The sequence below is a fragment of the Xenorhabdus stockiae genome, assembly GCF_002632825.1.
In the GTDB taxonomy this organism is placed as follows: Bacteria; Pseudomonadota; Gammaproteobacteria; order Enterobacterales; family Enterobacteriaceae; genus Xenorhabdus; species Xenorhabdus stockiae.
The window spans coordinates 36,144-52,979 of sequence record NZ_NJAJ01000004.1; the positions used below are offsets into that span (position 1 = coordinate 36,144).

The 16,836-nt window shown below is 43.5% G+C and carries 15 protein-coding genes; 4 read left to right on the forward strand and 11 right to left on the reverse strand.

What is annotated here, in order from left to right:
• Window positions 1-11: 11 nt before the first annotated feature.
• From fabD to yceD, 5 genes are read right to left on the reverse strand one after another with little or no spacing between them, the layout of a single operon-like run.
• Window positions 12-941, reverse strand: coding sequence for an ACP S-malonyltransferase (gene fabD / locus Xsto_RS02335; RefSeq protein WP_099123985.1), 930 nt, complete (start codon window positions 939-941; stop codon window positions 12-14).
• An 18-nt stretch (window positions 942-959) separates the two neighbouring features.
• Window positions 960-1,913, reverse strand: a complete 954-nt coding sequence (locus Xsto_RS02340; RefSeq protein WP_099110959.1) for a beta-ketoacyl-ACP synthase III — start codon at window positions 1,911-1,913, stop codon at window positions 960-962.
• A gap of 6 nt (window positions 1,914-1,919) precedes the next feature.
• Window positions 1,920-2,957, reverse strand: a complete 1,038-nt coding sequence (plsX, locus tag Xsto_RS02345) for a phosphate acyltransferase PlsX (RefSeq protein WP_099123986.1) — start codon at window positions 2,955-2,957, stop codon at window positions 1,920-1,922.
• A 28-nt stretch (window positions 2,958-2,985) separates the two neighbouring features.
• Entirely contained in the window at window positions 2,986-3,156 is a 171-nt protein-coding gene (gene rpmF / locus Xsto_RS02350; protein WP_099110961.1) for a 50S ribosomal protein L32, read from the reverse strand.
• A 12-nt stretch (window positions 3,157-3,168) separates the two neighbouring features.
• A complete protein-coding gene (gene yceD, locus Xsto_RS02355; RefSeq protein ID WP_099110962.1) occupies window positions 3,169-3,693 on the reverse strand; it encodes a 23S rRNA accumulation protein YceD in 525 nt (174 codons plus the stop codon).
• A 144-nt stretch (window positions 3,694-3,837) separates the two neighbouring features.
• On the opposite strand from yceD, the gene Xsto_RS02360 reads away from it, so the two are divergent.
• On the forward strand, window positions 3,838-4,428 hold the full coding sequence (locus tag Xsto_RS02360) for a Maf family protein (protein WP_099123987.1): 591 nt from the start codon (window positions 3,838-3,840) through the stop codon (window positions 4,426-4,428).
• Window positions 4,429-4,444: 16 nt separating this feature from the next.
• On the opposite strand, the gene rluC is transcribed toward Xsto_RS02360, so the two are convergent.
• Window positions 4,445-5,395: a 23S rRNA pseudouridine(955/2504/2580) synthase RluC gene (gene rluC / locus Xsto_RS02365; protein WP_099110964.1), complete on the reverse strand. Its 951-nt coding sequence runs from the start codon at window positions 5,393-5,395 to the stop codon at window positions 4,445-4,447.
• 570 nt (window positions 5,396-5,965) lie between these two features.
• On the opposite strand from rluC, the gene rne reads away from it, so the two are divergent.
• Together rne and Xsto_RS02375 are read left to right on the forward strand one after the other, a co-directional pair.
• Window positions 5,966-9,202: a ribonuclease E gene (gene rne, locus Xsto_RS02370; protein ID WP_099123988.1), complete on the forward strand. Its 3,237-nt coding sequence runs from the start codon at window positions 5,966-5,968 to the stop codon at window positions 9,200-9,202.
• Between the two features lie 180 nt (window positions 9,203-9,382).
• Window positions 9,383-10,009: an SDR family oxidoreductase gene (locus Xsto_RS02375; RefSeq protein ID WP_099110994.1), complete on the forward strand. Its 627-nt coding sequence runs from the start codon at window positions 9,383-9,385 to the stop codon at window positions 10,007-10,009.
• Window positions 10,010-10,047: 38 nt separating this feature from the next.
• On the opposite strand, the gene tmaR is transcribed toward Xsto_RS02375, so the two are convergent.
• The gene (gene tmaR, locus Xsto_RS02380; protein ID WP_012989266.1) at window positions 10,048-10,368 is read right to left on the reverse strand and encodes a PTS system regulator TmaR; all 321 of its coding nucleotides are present in this window, start codon (window positions 10,366-10,368) and stop codon (window positions 10,048-10,050) included.
• Window positions 10,369-10,488: 120 nt separating this feature from the next.
• Window positions 10,489-10,887, reverse strand: a complete 399-nt coding sequence (locus Xsto_RS02385; protein ID WP_099123989.1) for a GNAT family N-acetyltransferase — start codon at window positions 10,885-10,887, stop codon at window positions 10,489-10,491.
• Window positions 10,888-10,980: 93 nt separating this feature from the next.
• Between Xsto_RS02385 and sbcB the strand changes: the two genes are divergently transcribed.
• On the forward strand, window positions 10,981-12,408 hold the full coding sequence (gene sbcB / locus Xsto_RS02390; RefSeq protein WP_244590327.1) for an exodeoxyribonuclease I: 1,428 nt from the start codon (window positions 10,981-10,983) through the stop codon (window positions 12,406-12,408).
• A 57-nt stretch (window positions 12,409-12,465) separates the two neighbouring features.
• Here sbcB and dld read toward each other — a convergent pair whose 3' ends face one another.
• From dld to Xsto_RS02410, 3 genes are all read right to left on the reverse strand, one after another.
• Entirely contained in the window at window positions 12,466-14,235 is a 1,770-nt protein-coding gene (gene dld, locus Xsto_RS02395) for a D-lactate dehydrogenase (RefSeq protein ID WP_099123991.1), read from the reverse strand.
• Between the two features lie 214 nt (window positions 14,236-14,449).
• Entirely contained in the window at window positions 14,450-14,908 is a 459-nt protein-coding gene (gene tnpA, locus Xsto_RS02400) for an IS200/IS605 family transposase (RefSeq protein WP_099123675.1), read from the reverse strand.
• 199 nt (window positions 14,909-15,107) lie between these two features.
• Complete coding sequence (locus tag Xsto_RS02410) at window positions 15,108-16,490, reverse strand: APC family permease (protein WP_099110969.1); 1,383 nt, start codon at window positions 16,488-16,490, stop codon at window positions 15,108-15,110.
• Window positions 16,491-16,836 lie beyond the last annotated feature (346 nt).

Sequence of the window (16,836 nt, forward strand, 5' to 3'; positions counted from 1 at the left end):
GTTTTCCTCAGTCATTTATTCAGAGCAATTGTAAGTGATGATACATCATTCACTGCTACAGCACTCAGAGTACCAACAATTCGTTTTGTTAAGCCAGTCAGTACCTTGCCCGGCCCTATTTCCAGCAGGTTATCAATACCCTGAGCGGCAATATACTCAACAGATTCTGTCCAGCGTACCGGATTATACAACTGACGCACCAGCGCCGCTCGGATTGTATCAGCAGATTCTTCTGTTTTTACATCAACATTATTGATAACAGGGAATTGCGGCTGCTTAAACTCAACAGACTGTAATGCATTAGCTAACTGGTCTGCGGCGGATTTCATTAATGCACAGTGTGAAGGAACACTGACTGCTAACGGCAGAGCACGTTTAGCTCCCGCTGCTTTACATGCAGCACCCGCACGTTCTACAGCTTCTTTTTCCCCCGCAATAACAACCTGCCCCGGGGAATTGAAGTTCACAGGTGAAACAATTTGCCCTTGTGCTGATTCTTCACATGCTTTTGCAATGGATTCGTTATCCAGACCAATAATGGCATACATAGCACCCAGCCCTTCAGGCACGGCTTCCTGCATCAGCTTTCCACGTAATTCAACCAGTTTAATTGCCTGTTGGAATTCAATGACGCCAGCACAAACCAGTGCTGAATACTCGCCAAGACTATGGCCTGCCATCACGGAAGGGTTTTTCCCTCCCTGTTGCTGCCAAACCCGCCAAATAGCAACAGAAGCGGCCAGCAATGCAGGTTGTGTTTTCCACGTTTTATTTAGTTCTTCTGCTGGGCCCTGCTGGACTAACTCCCATAAATCGTATCCCAAAACCGCAGAAGCCTCTGCAAAAGTTTGCTCTACAAGCGGGAATTCCGAGGCTAAGTCAGCTAGCATGCCAAGAGATTGAGAACCTTGGCCGGGAAATACCATTGCAAAATCAGACATGTTTATCTTCCTGTTAAGTTAAAAACGTACTAGCGCTGAGCCCCAGGTAAAGCCACCGCCAAATGCTTCAAGTAAAACAAGTTGGCCACGCTGAATTCTTCCATCACGGATCGCTTCGTCAAATGCAGTCGGGACAGATGCAGCTGAGGTATTACCATGACGATCCAGTGTCACGACAACTTTATCCATCGTCATATTCAGTTTTTTAGCTGTCGCTGAAATAATACGTAAGTTCGCCTGATGGGGAACCAGCCAATCAAGCTGGGAATGAGCCAAACCATTAGCTTCCAATGTCTCATCAACAATATTCGCTAATTCTCGCACAGCAACCTTAAATACTTCATTGCCAACCATCGTAAGGTATGCTGGTGTATCCATTTTTTGGCGATCATGATGTGGCACTGATAATAATTCGCCATAATGACCGTCAGCATGTAGATGGGTCGATAGAACACCAGGCTCTTCCGAAGCTCCTACCACCATCGCTCCTGCTGCATCACCAAAAAGGATAACGGTACCACGATCTTCTGGATTCACCGTTTTGGAAAGCGTATCAGAACCAATAACCAGTGCGCATTTAGCTGCACCCGTTTTTATAAACTGATCAACTACGCTCAATGCATATGTAAACCCGGCACAAGCCGCCGCAACATCAAAAGCCGGAATACCGTTAATGCCTAGCAGTTTTTGGATCTGGCAGGCACTGCTGGGAAAAGCATGCGTTCCCGTTGTTGTTGCAACAACTATTAAATCAATTTGCGTTTTATCGATGCCTGCCATTTCTATGGCTTGTTCAGCAGCCCTGAATCCCATGGTTGCCACCGTTTCACCTTCATCGGCGATACGACGTTCACGGATACCAGTTCGAGTGACAATCCACTCATCAGTCGTATCCACCATTTTTTCTAAATCTGCGTTAGTACGCACCTGAGACGGCAAGTAACTGCCTGTGCCTAAGATCTTTGTATACATTTATGCTTATTCACTCTTGGGTAATACTGCATTCAGTCGGGCTGCAATCTTTTCAGGAACCTGCTTTTCTACTGCCTGAACAGCTTGCTCAATTGCAGCTTTGAAAGCATTTTCATTCGCGGCACCATGACTTTTTATGACAATACCACGCAATCCTAATAGTGTTGCGCCGTTATGCTGATCAGGGTTTAGATGACCGAAGCGTTTTGCTATTAGTTTAAGCAAAAACTTCCTAAATATTTTCATCAACCATGACGATTTTTTCTTTTGCCCTTCCGGTGACTTAAGCAGAGACAGAATCACTCTGATCGCGCCTTCCATTGTTTTCAGCGTAACATTACCTGCGAAGCCGTCACACACGAGGACATCTGTTTTCCCCGTTAACAGCTCATTTCCTTCCACATAGCCTATATAGTTGATTAACTCACTATTCCGCAAGGTTATGGCGGCTTCGCGGATATTATCCAGCCCTTTGGATTCCTCTTCCCCGATATTAAGTAATGCTACACGTGGATTTTTTACACCCGCAACATCTTCTGCCATTACAGCGCCCATAATGGCAAATTGCACTAACATACGACTATTACAATTAATATTAGCGCCCAAATCTAATACTACTGTTTTTTGTTGTTTCAGATTTGGTATGACCGTCACCAAGGCTGGCCGTTCAATTCCTTCTATCGATTTCAACATCAGTTTAGCCAGCCCCATCAATACTCCTGTATTTCCTGCACTGACACACGCCTGCGCTTCACCTGATTTCACCAGATTTAGTGTAATACGCATCGAAGTACCGTGACTGGAACGAATTGCCTGAGACGGTTTAACATCATTGGCAACAACATGTTCCGCAGGAATAATTTGCAAACGGCTGAGCAGCTCGGCATTTTTGTTTGCAAGCAAAGGAGAAATGGCTTCGGGGTCACCGACCAACAGTAGTTTTAATCGCGGATTAGATGCCAGTGCCTGCAATGCAGCAGGCACCGTGACGCGAGGACCAAAATCCCCGCCCATAGCATCTAACGCTAAGGTTAGATTAGCCAAGATATCAACTTGCTAATAACTAGCTGAATTACTTGTTGATTACCTTGCGGCCACGGTAGTAGCCATCAGCAGTCACATGGTGACGCAGGTGAGTTTCACCAGAAGTTTTGTCTACAGAGACTTTTGTTGCAGTCAGTGCGTCATGAGAGCGACGCATACCACGTTTAGAACGAGTTGGTTTATTCTGTTGTACGGCCATCGACCTTACTCCTTAAGTACTTTTCTTTAAACTGGCTAATACGGCAAATGGGTTTGGTTTTTCTGCTTCAGGAGGCAGTACACCAAACACCATATCCGCGTCGGACACTTCACAGTGTTCAGAATCATGTACCGGAACTACCGGCAGAGAAAGAATTATTTCATCTTCTATCATTGCCAGTAAATCTATTTCGCCAAATTCATTAACCTCAATTGGCTCATACTCTTCCGGTAATGCTTCGGCCCGCTCATCATTGACGACCGGGCTAAAACAATACGTTGTGTGAACATGATGACTGAATTTACCACCACAACGCTGACAGGCAAGCGTAACATCCACATCTGAATGCCCTTTTACAACTGCCAGACGCTGATTATCAATCTGAAATGATAATGAGTTATCTACATCACTATCCACACTGACCACTGATTCTATAAGACGAGACACCTGTTCAGCAGAATAACTGCCAGTGTAGTCTAATCTTTTCTGGGCTGCACGAAGTGCATCAATGGTCAGGGGTAATTTTACCTTCTGCATAAGGCGCGCATATTATCTTTGTAACGGGATATAGTCAAAGAAAAAGGCCACACATCTGCACCTTTCCACCAAATATTCGCTTAATAAGCGGTGCATAGTTTAAAATGCCTGCAAATATTTCTCTACGTATTTTATGGAAAAATGATGCTTCCGATTGTTTTATCATCAACTTCGATATATCGCCGCTTATTACTGGAAAAAATTGGCCTGCCTTTTACCTGTGCAGCACCAAATATTGATGAAAGCCCACAGGAGAATGAAAATCCTGAACAATTAGTGATGCGGCTTTCACAAGAAAAGGCTACAGCATTACAACAGGATTATTCCAGCCATCTTATTATAGGTTCAGATCAGGTTTGTATTTTAAATGGAGAATTAACAGGAAAGCCGCATAATTTTGAGAATGCTTTCGCACAGTTAAAAAGATCCAGTGGTCAGTGTGTCACTTTTTATACCGGTATTACATTATTCAATAGCAAAACCGGAAGTACTGATACTCGCTGTGAACTATTTCATGTCCATTTTAGAGAGCTTACTGATACTGAAATCATCGGCTACTTGGAAAAAGAACAACCGTTTAATTGTGCCGGCAGTTTTAAAAGTGAAGGCTTAGGGATCACATTATTTGAAAAGCTAGATGGCAAAGACCCCAATACATTAGTTGGTCTGCCATTAATCACACTGACTGAAATGCTTACCCGTCAAGGGGTAAACCCCCTGACGGCACATTATTAAACAAATGATTATTGCATTACATTTGTCGCAATTTTTTTAAGCATTGTCGTAATGCCGCATCCATTGGTGCTTCGAAACGCATCGTTTCACCGGTTGATGGATGCGTAAACTTCAGTGAACTGGCATGCAGAAACAGCCGGTTGATCCCTGTTTCTGCAAGCTGCCCGTCAAACGCTTTGTCACCATAACGATCATCAAATGCTATCGGGTGCCCCGCATACAGAGTATGAACACGGATTTGATGGGTACGCCCGGTTACAGGACTGGCCCGCACTAATGTAGCAAACGCGTAACGTTCTTCCACCTTAAAACGCGTTTCAGAAGGTTTACCTTCGCTGCTGACCTTCACGACTCTTTCACCACTTTGCAGAAGATTCTTTAACAAAGGTGCCTGTACGACTTTGCAGTGAGATTGCCACTGCCCACGCACCAAAGCTAGATAATCTTTCTGCATTTGCTTAAGGCGTAATTGTTCATGCAATGAACGTAGAGCAGAACGTTTTTTCGCAACCAGCAAAACCCCGGAAGTATCACGGTCAAGACGGTGTACCAGCTCAAGAAAGCGAGCTTCGGGACGTAATGCCCGTAATCCTTCAATAACACCGAAACTTAACCCGCTCCCACCATGCACAGCTGTTCCTGAAGGCTTATTAATGACCAATATATAATCATCTTCATAAAGAATACATTCTGCCAACGCGGCAACTTTACCCAACTTGGCAGAAACAGGAACCTCCTGTTTTTCCGCCACTCTGACAGGCGGAATTCTGACAACATCGTTTGCTGTCAATTTATATTCAGGCTTGATTCTTCCTTTATTGACTCTAACTTCACCTTTACGCAAGATCCGGTAGATCATGCTTTTAGGTACACCTTTTAATCGAGCCAGCAAAAAATTATCAATTCTCTGGCCGGCCTCATCGTCATCAATAGTGACAAACTGTACAACTTGATTATTTGTTTTCATGGGCGCAATTTTAATTATCCCGCAAACAGAGTGCCACTCATTTTTAAATCATGTATAAATAATATCCATATTTTTATTCTTTATTATTAAATTGCCTTAGAATAAAGGCTAAAGATTAACAACTTATCACTATTTCATGATAAAAAACTCTTAAAGAGATAAAGTCACCTTGCTATCACCCCAATAGCAATGGAATAATGCTTTCCGGCCACGATTTACTAAACTATGAATGGCAGATTGAAATTGTTTGTTATCTGTTTGTTTGAACAAAAACGCAGCAATGGCGTAAGACGTAATGTTTAATCAAACAATTTATGGGCTGTGAGTTGCTACTTACTGGATTGGGTAAAACCTGTACTAATTTATTACAGTATCTCCCAACAAAGAGCGCTGCGTTTCTTCCAATGAAAGAAATGAAATTCAGGCTCGCCGACATTTAGGCGCCTCTATACAACCGATAGCCGTGAGGCTGACGGTTTTGTAAAAGACACGAGGCCATCGGTTTCCAGTAAATGCTCCTCTTTTTACTCATAGCTCTATACTAATGTAAAAAATAATGAGTAAGTTAGAATGAAAAGAATGTTAATCAACGCAACCCAGCAGGAAGAGTTGCGTGTTGCCCTTGTTGACGGGCAACGTCTTTATGATCTGGATATTGAGAGTCCTGGACACGAGCAAAAAAAGGCCAATATCTATAAAGGTAAAATTACACGGATTGAACCCAGCCTTGAAGCCGCATTTGTTGATTATGGTGCAGAGCGACATGGCTTCCTGCCTATAAAAGAAATTGCACGTGAATATTTCCCAAATAATTACCATGCCCATGGCCGTCCTAACATTAAGGATATCCTTAAAGAAGGTCAGGAAGTCATCGTTCAGGTAGATAAAGAAGAACGAGGCAATAAAGGTGCTGCTTTGACGACCTTTATCAGTCTGGCAGGTAGTTATCTGGTTCTGATGCCGAATAATCCACGAGCTGGCGGTATTTCACGCCGTATCGAAGGTGATGATCGTATCGAATTAAAAGAAGCTCTCTCATCCCTTGATGTACCCGAAGGTATGGGGCTTATCGTTCGTACCGCTGGTGTCGGCAAATCCGCAGAAGCCCTCCAGGGGGATCTGAATTTTCGTCTGAAACACTGGGAAGCTATCAAAAAAGCGGCCAACAGCCATCCGGCTCCTTTTTTAATTCATCAGGAAAGTAACGTTATTGTACGCGCTTTTCGTGATTACCTGCGTCCCGATATTGGTGAGATTCTCATCGATAATCCGAAGATTCTTGATTTAGCACGCCAGCACATTACTGCCCTCGGTCGTCCTGATTTTGCCAGCAAAATTAAACTGTATAGCGGTGAAGTCCCGCTGTTCAGCCACTACCAGATAGAATCGCAGATTGAATCTGCTTTCCAGCGCGAAGTAAGATTGCCTTCCGGTGGCTCAGTTGTCATTGATACTACTGAAGCCCTGACTGCAATTGATATCAACTCATCCCGTGCAACCCGTGGCGGCGATATTGAAGAAACTGCCTTTAATACGAATCTGGAAGCAGCAGATGAAATTGCCCGTCAATTACGCCTGCGTGACCTTGGTGGTCTGATTGTTATCGACTTTATCGATATGACACCAGTACGTCATCAGCGCGAGGTTGAAAACCGCCTGCGTGATGCAGTACGTCAGGATCGCGCCCGTATTCAGATTGGCCGCATTTCCCGTTTTGGCTTACTGGAAATGTCACGCCAGCGTTTAAGCCCATCTCTGGGTGAATCCAGCCACCATGTTTGCCCTCGTTGTAGCGGCACAGGAACCATTCGTGATAATGAGTCACTTTCTCTGTCCATTCTTCGCCTGATAGAAGAAGAAGCCCTGAAAGAAAATACTCATCAGGTTCATGCTATTGTTCCTGTACAGATTGCTTCCTATCTGTTGAATGAAAAACGTAAAGCTGTCAGTGCGATTGAACACCGTCAGGGTGGCGTTGGTATTGTTATCGTGCCAAACGATCAAATGCAGACACCGCATTTCTCCGTTTTACGAGTTCGTAAAGGCGAAGAAATCTCGGCCCTAAGCTATCAGTTGCCACAGGTTCATGAAACAGAAATGGCAAATATTCAGGAAGATGTACAGCATGAACGCAAACGTCCTGAACAACCCGCTATTTCCACTTTTGATTTGCCTGCTGAAGCGCCAGCTCCTGCCGCAGCAAAAGCAAAAGAGAAAAAAATCGCAGCCAAAGCAAATAGTCATCAAAAAGCAGAAAAACCTGGCCTATTCAGTCGCTTCTTAAATGCCCTGAAAAAAGTATTCAGTGGTGAAGAAGAGAAGCAGCCTCAGGAAAAAGCCAAGAGACCTTCTGGCAATGATGGTCGTCGTTCATCAGATCGCCGTAATCCACGCCGCCAAAACCAACGTCGTGAGCGTAACGAGAATGAAAATCGTAACAATCGCGAGCGTGATGAACAGCGTAAAGGTCGTAATACTCAGGCGAAAAATAACGTTCAGGATAATACTGCGGTAGATAATGAAGCGCGTGAGGCTCAGCAGCAACAGCGTCGCGAGCAACGTGCAGAGCGCCAACGTCGCCGTCAGGAAGAGAAACGCCAGCAACAGTTGGAAAGTAAGGCTCAACAGGCAATTAAACCTGAAGTTCCGGAAGAAGAAATTGAGGAACGTCAACCTGTTATGCCACGGCGCCAGCGTCGCCAGCTTGAGCAAAAGATTCGTATTACAGATAGCGTGAAAGAAGAAACAACTATTACGGCACTGCCGGTAGTTACATCTGATTCTGCACCTGTAATCGCGGAAAAAGAGAAAAAAGCTTCTGTTCCAGCTGTTATCAATACAGAAACTGAAGCAACAACTCAACCTATCGCGGCAAATGAATCTATTGCTCAGGATACTGCTGAACAAAACGCTGCTGTGCCTGGCTCACAACAAAACGGTTCTCAGCAAAATAGCGAACAGCAAGATAATATCATGCCACGTCGTTCCCGCCGTTCGCCACGTCATTTGCGTGTCAGTGGGCAACGCCGTCGTCGTTATCGCGATGAGCGCAATCTGACTCAGTCACCGGTACCTCTGGCAGTTGCGGTAGCCTCACCTGAGTTAGCATCCGGTAAAGTCTGGGTTCGTTACCCGGTCACACCAGTGGCCACGACTTCTGAGCCAGAATTTTCTGTAATTGAAGAAGCTGCATCGGAACAAGCTGTTGAAATTATGCCAGTACCTGTTGCTGCAAAATCTGCTGAACCAGCACCTATTTTTGCAGAAGCTAAAGCTACAGAACAAACCGCAGTTGCTTATGAAGATGCGACACCTGAATCAGTGACCCAATCTACAGAATCAGTTGTTGAGTCAGTTTCTGGGCAGACTGATGAGCCTGTTCAAGAAGCTACCAAGTCTGTTGTCAGCCATGAGGTTTCAAATCAGGCTGAAACTGCACCTAACACAATGCAATATGATTCTGAGGAAAAAGTTGCTCACGTAGTAGAACCTATCATTGTGGACTCTATCGCTGAACAGGAAAATCATGAAGAACAGCCGACTGTCGCAACGGAAGTATGCTCTCAGACAGCAGAAGTTAAAGCGAAAGAGACAAAAGCTACTGAGTCTCAGGTTATCGTGGCAAAAAATCATCACTCTTACTCCCCAATGACTAAGGCTCCGGCACCGGATATGGCTGCACAGCCAGTCATTATTAGTGAATGGGAGCGCCCTGCTCATCCATTTAAAGGGAAAGGTGGTGCGGGTGGTCACTCTGCAACAAGTGTCGCAACATCCGGGATGTCAAAACCACAAATATTTGAGTAATTACATATTGTAATTTCTTATAAAAATCAAATGGCTCCTGCACTCAGGAGCCATTTTTCTCTCTCACTCCACAAACATTTCACAAAAGCCAGTCTGTCTCATTTCCTTTGCTCCTTAATTCCAATAAACTCAGATAATTATCATTTAAAACGGTGAATTATTATGAGTGAAGTCACATCTGTGAGGCCCTGGTTAATTTTTGGTGCCGGTAAAGGTATCGGACGCCATTTGGTTAATATCGCACTAGAACAAAATCGTCCTGTTACCGCACTAATCCGTAATGAAGAGCAGGCAGCAATACTGAGTTCAATAGGCGTAAACGTAATACAGGGTGATGCCTGTGACAGCAGAAGCATAGAAAAAGTGATTGAGCATGCCGGAGAAAACCCGATTGTTTTTTCAACTATTGGGGGCGGTAATTCAGACCACCTTGGTAATATGGCCATTATAGATGCACTGGAAAAGGCTCAGATTTCACGAATGCTTTTGGTTACATCCATCGGATGTGGAGATAGCTGGCATACTTTATCACCACGTGCCAAATCATTATTCGGCCAGTCTGTCAGACTTAAATCGCTGGCAGAAAGCTATCTGCAAACCAGTAGATTAGATTTCACTATTATTCGTCCGGGAGGGCTGACTGATCAGGCTGGCACAGGTCATTGTCAGCGTTATCAAGGAGAAGTTCACGGTATGGTAAGCCGCAAAGATGTTGCTCAGCAATTAAATCAAATGACTGAAGATAAAGAGACTTACTCTCAGATTTATGCTCTGGTTGACCCTGAATTAAAGCCTAACTGGAACTGATAAAGTAACCACGCCTGATGGCGTGGTTAGCAAATATCTTATTTTACTCCGCCATCCATTGCTTTGAGCTTTTTAGATAATTCCCGGCGTTCTTTGGATAATTCAGCATTTTTGATGATATATTCATCAACCCGTTCTTCATAGTCACTGCGCATATGGGCAATTATTCCCTGAATATCTTCAACTGACATTCCCGGTTTAATGTAATCACTGAGATTATCCAGCAACAATACACGTTTTTGGTTGTCACGGACCTTTTTCTCGTTGTCTACAATCTCACGCTGTAATTTATTTTTTCGACGGAAGATACGTACAAACTCTAAGACATTATGGAATGTTGGTTTATTCGCGTTGTCCATTTTTCACACCTTTACTTAATCAGAATGATAATTTTTTATGCTGATTACACAATACAATCTCAGGCAATATATAAACAAGCTAGTTTCGATGATATTTAAATATTTTTTAATTTATTTCACCTACTTTAACCGACGATACATTCCTTGTACTTGCGGCGATGTCAGTTCATACCCCATTCTTTCATAAAATTCGGGTTTATCGGCAATCAAAGAAACATAAGAGTCCGGCAAAGCCTGAGTTTCCAGCCAGGCATCAATCCGATTCATTACTGTCTTCCCTAACCCTTTGCTCTGATAGTCAGGGTCAATCATAATATCTACTATTTCAAAGAAGCAGGCCCCATCACCAATAACTCTTCCCATACCGATCAATTTATCTTCATCACGTAAACAAATAGAAAACAATGAATTGGGTAATCCTTTTTCTGCTGCTTCAATGGATTTCGCCGATAACCCTGCCCGTTCACGCAGCATGATATATTCCTGCGCCATTGGAAGCACTTCGGTAACTTCTATCATTACTTTCATTCTCCATATGATTCGAGTATTCAGATTGTTTCAGATATGGTTTACCATATCTTCCAACCAATAGACAACAGATGCAGAATTGCCTTGAGTAACGATAAAAACCCCACTTTTTACTTTCATGATTATGAAACCTTTGGCATACATCCTGCCTTAGATCGCCCTGCACAGTTTGCGGGAGTTCGGACTGATAGTGATTTTAATATCATTGAAGAACCTCTAGTGGTGTACTGCGCTCCGGCTGATGATTATCTGCCTGAGCCTGAAGCTGTCATGATCACAGGAATTACTCCCCAGCTGGCTCTGAAAAAAGGTGTGAATGAGGCAGAGTTTACACGCCTGATCCATACTGAATTCAGCAAACCCAATACCTGCATCCTCGGATATAATAATATCCGTTTTGATGATGAAGTCAGCCGCAATATTTTTTATCGCAATTTTTATGACCCTTACGCCTACAGCTGGCAAAAAGGTAATTCTCGCTGGGATCTACTTGATGTGTTACGCGCCTGCTATGCCCTGCGTCCGGAAGGCATTATCTGGCCGGAAAATGATGACGGGCTACCCAGTTTCAAACTGGAACAACTGACAAAAGCGAATGGAATCGAGCATGTTCATGCGCACGATGCTATGTCAGACGTTTACGCGACTATTGCTATGGCAAAACTGGTTAAAACAGCTCAACCTAAATTGTTTGATTATTTTTTCCAGCTAAGAAATAAGCAGAAAGTCAGCAACCAGATTGATATTCCACAAATGAAGCCTCTGGTGCATGTATCAGGCATGTTCGGATCTTTACGCAGCAATATTAGCCTGATAGCACCTTTAGCATGGCACCCGACAAACAGAAATGCTGTTATTATGTGCGATTTGGCTGGAGATATTTCGCCTTTATTGGAGCTGGATGCCAATGAATTACGTGAGCGCCTGTATACCCGCCGGGATAAATTGCAGCCGGATCAGTCTCCTGTTCCCATCAAACTAGTGCACATCAATAAATGTCCGATCATTGCGCCTGAAAATACTCTGCGCCCACAGGATGCGGAGCGAGTTGGGCTGGATCGTAATCAGTGCGCACAAAACCTGACTATCTTACGTAACAACCCACAAATCCGTGAAAAAATAGTCGAATTATTTTCCCAACCAGAAGAATTTCCTGAATCCGATAATGTTGATGCCAAACTATATAGTGGCTTCTTCAGCGATGCCGATAAAACCGCAATGGAAATTATTCGTGAAACCACACCTCAAAATCTGCCTGCGCTGGATTTAACATTTCAGGACTCTCGTGTTAAAGATCTCCTGTTCCGTTATCGTGCCAGAAATTATCCGGCAACATTGGATTATGGTGAACAGCAGCGTTGGTTACAGCATCGCCGGGAAATATTCACTCAGGAAAATATCACTCAATATTTTGCAACTATTGAGCGGCTCTTTATTGAACATCAATCTGATGAAGAAAAGTGCCGTCAGTTAAAAGCATTAATAGACTATGCAGTTCAACTGGCTGAGTAAATTTAAATCAGTACAGAAAAAGACAAAATTTTGTCTTTTTCTGTCTTTATCCGCCCATTATCCATTATTCTGACCATGTTGGTGAACAGAACATTTATCAGGACATTCTTCTCCCCGCATCTCCCCCCAATTTTTTAATTTAGATGTTTTACCAATACCCGGATTCAAACTGTTAGTAGGATCATTCATTTGATAAAACTGCTTAAGTTGGGGTTTAGCTTTATACAGATGACCAACATTATGTTCAGCAGGATATTCGGCTCCTCTCTGATTTAGGATTTCCAGCATTTTCTCTTTTAGTGCCTTAATATCCTTACCTTTTTTGACAATATAGTCCTGATGAAATACATGACACATAAAGTGCCCATAATATAAACGATGAACCAGTGCTTCACTAATTTCTGGTGGCAGATGCTCAAACCACTCCTGATCATTACGCCGCAGAGCAATATCTAACGCCAGGATATCCTCCACTTCGTCACTGTGTACTGCCTGATATCGGATTGCTGCTCCTGCTGCCGCAAAGCGATGTAAAAACGCTTTAGCTCCTTCTTCCGGCGTACAAGAAAAATAATCTCCGTCAGCCTGTTTGAAATAATTTCCCAACCATTCACTGGCTTCTTTTATTCCTTCACCAGACATTTTCAGCATCAAGTGGTGTTCATAACGATCACGATAAGTTTTAAGTCGCGTTGGTAAATGTGAAGGCAGTAAACCACTTAACCACTGCATTACGCGATCTATTAAATGGGGAGGCAAAAAAGGAATTTTTCCGAATATGGCATCCAGCCGTCCTTTTATACTGAAAAACATCGGCATTTTATCTGTACCGAGTTTATCAATCATCACAAAAGTGTCTTTACCATAAACTTCAGCAATATCAAAAATATCCCGATGTATATACTCACCAGCAACCGGCAAGTGTTTAAAATTCGATAAAATATGTCTGCGTAATTCGGTCAAAACTTCTGGCTGATTAGTACCGATATAGAATACCTGATTAAGAGTCTCTGCCGGAAAGGTATCTAATCGCACGGCAAAAACAACGAGTTTCCCGGCACACCCGGAAGTCTCAAATAATCTGCGCTCATCAGCATTAAAGCGCGATGGAGTATCCGCCTCAATATCACGTACACGATGAGCATATTCATGATCAGAAGCCACTCTGCCATTTTGTTGAATATCTTCCGCACGATAGCGCCGCTCTTCCAGACAGGTCAGAATATCTTCCGGTGAGTCACCCAGAGCTATGCCTAAGTGATTAATAAGTTCAGCTTCGCCTTTCTCATTCACTCGCCCATATAAAGCCATTTCTGTATAAGCAGGGCCACGCTGCACCAGAGAGCCACCAGAATTATTACAAATTCCCCCTATAACCGATGCGCCAATGCAGGAGGAACCAATGACTGAATGCGGTTCACGCGCCAGAGGTTTTAGCACTTTTTCTAAATGCCATAATGTACTGCCCGGAAAAGCAACAACTTGATTGGCAGATTCAAGAAACTGTATCTTATCCATCCTCAGTGTGCTGATAATGATAATATCGCGATCATAATCATCACCATTGGGAGTAGAACCTTCGGTTAGCCCTGTATTCGCCGCCTGCATTAAAACAATTTTGTCTGCATCTACACATGCCTTGAAAATTTTCCATTGCTCCAGTAATGAGCCGGGAGAGACAACAGCAAGAGCACTTCCCTGCCCAGAGCGAAAGCCTGTGCGATAACGCTCTGTTTTCTGTGGCTCGGTGAGAATATGAGCACTACCCACAATGTGAGTAAGAGTTGCTATGAGTTGCTGATTTTGTGGGGTATTAGCATCATTCATAATGGTTTTCTTACCTTATACAGAGCCAGATGGATATATTGGTGACGAAATTAGCAAAGGATGAAGCTCAATCTATTATTGTGACTTTTTAATTTATTATCCATAAATAAGTATCCCCCGGCATAGCCGGGGGTTTTTCATATGCGCCTATAAGGCTCTCTTACCTGCCGCGCCCTAACAGGCGCATCGCAATCTGACATTTGCATTCTAGTGATTACTTACGGCCCGTAAACGGGCTACCTGGGTATGGAATCGATAACTGCTCTCCCAATTTGTCCACTTCCAGTTGGTGCTTTATATATTCCTGTATCCTTACTGTATTTTTCCCAACTGTATCAACGTAATACCCTCTACACCAAAACTCTCGGTTCCGATATTTGAATTTTAGATCTCCAAATTGTTCATAAAGCATCAGACTACTTTTACCCTTCAGATACCCCATAAAACTCGACACGCTCATCTTGGGCGGAATTTCCAAAAGCATGTGGATGTGGTCCGCACAACATTCTGCCTCCAGTATGTTCACGTTTTTCCATTCACAGAGTTTTCTTAATATACTTCCTATCGCTCTACGTTTTTCTCCGTAGAACACCTGCCTTCGGTATTTTGGGGCAAAGACAATGTGATATTTACAGTTCCATCGGGTATGCGCTAAGCTTTTCTCATCCCTCATGGTGGGACCCCCTTTCGATTTCTTGATTGACTTTTGCAGTTGCCAGACCGCAAGGTGTTTTAACAAATCAAAAGGGGTTTTTATAGCTGCCTCATCGCTGAAAGCTCTACGGAACCCCCTGCCTAGCAGGGGGTTTTCTATATACAAAAAAACAGCACCTGACGGGTGCTGTTTCGGAAGAGTTATATAGCAGTGTATCTTATACAGGCTCACTGAATTGTGGCATAGGTTGACGGAAACTACGGGTCAGGAAGAACATATAAAGCAGACCGACTCCCCCCCAAATCAAACCTAACTCCATAGAGCTGGCTTCCAGATTCATCCACAGTACACCCACTGTTCCTGCACCAAACAGAGGCAGAAGCAGGAAATTGATAGTATCTTTCAACGTCGAGTTACGGCGTTCACGAACATAGAATTGAGCAATTACCGACAAATTCACGAAAGTAAATGCCACCAATGCTCCAAAATTGATCAGCGCTGTTGCCGTGACTAAGTCTAAAAATCCGCTTGAAAGTGCAACAATTCCGACCAGAATAACGTTGATTGAAGGTGTACGCCATTTGGGATGGACATAAGCAAAAACTTTCTCTGGCAGTACACCATCACGTCCCATCACATAGAGCAACCGAGCCACACCTGCATGCGCAGCCATACCGGAAGCCATTACCGTGACGCAGGAGAATACCAGGATAATAGCCTGGAATAATGCCCCAGCGACAAACAGCATAATTTCTGGCTGAGATTCATCCGGGTTTTGAAACCGGGATACATCAGGGAAATAGAGCTGTAGGAAATAAGATACCGCAATAAAGATAACACCACCGATTAATGCAGTCAGGAAAATCGCTTTTGGGATCACCTTGCCCGCGTTAGGCGTTTCTTCAGACAAAGACGTAATGCCATCAAAACCAAGGAATGAGAAGCAGAGTATCGTTGCTCCTGTAATCATTGGAATTAATTGTGCTTCTTCTGATGTAAATGGTCGGGCACTCCATAATGTGCCTGCACCTTCACCGTTATGTATGCCGTGCATTAACAAACCGACGAACACCACCATAACAGCAATCTGTACTACAACGATAAGACCGTTAAGATTGGCAACAACATTAATACCACTCAGGTTGAAAACGGTCATTAACACCGCCAGACCCACTACGAAAACCCACGGATCAATGCCGGGGAAAATAGCCTGAAGGTAAATTTTTGCCAGCAGGATGTTGATCATCGGCATAAGCAGATAATCCAACAAAGATGACCAACCTACCATAAACCCAAGATGGGGATTCATTGATTTTTGTACGTAAGTGTAGGCAGAACCTGCTGACGGGAATCTTTTTACCAGTTTCCCATAGCTCAAAGCTGTAAATAAAATAGCAATCAACGCAATAGCATAAGATGTTGCAACATGCCCATCCGTCAATTTGGAAACAATACCGAAGGTGTCAAAAATAGTCATCGGCTGCATATAAGCAAGGCCCATCATGACTACCTGAAATAAGGTCAGTGTTCTTCTCAGTTGAACACGATTGCTGGCACTTGCCTGAACAGTACCGAGAGTAGCAGTAGGATTATGCGACATGAGCGAAACCTCCCATAACTTCGATCTGGGCATTACTACAACTACTTAATCGATAGTTACTGGGTAGACTTCGCATCTGTCTATAAACAGAAAAGAAAGAAAAGGTGGGAGATAACGAATTAACTGAGGACCATGCCCCATAGTCATCGTTGCAGCAGCTAGCGCCGATTGGCACAAGTGCAAAAGCGAATAATTGCTCCATAATTGCGTTCCTCAGTACAGCAGCCTTTTTAATAGTCGCTGCTTATGGTCAGTATCGATCCGGAAAATATCCGGCCTCTCGGTGTTGTAAAAAATAACTCAATGCAAAAAAAATAACTGATGCATAATTACACATCAGTTATTT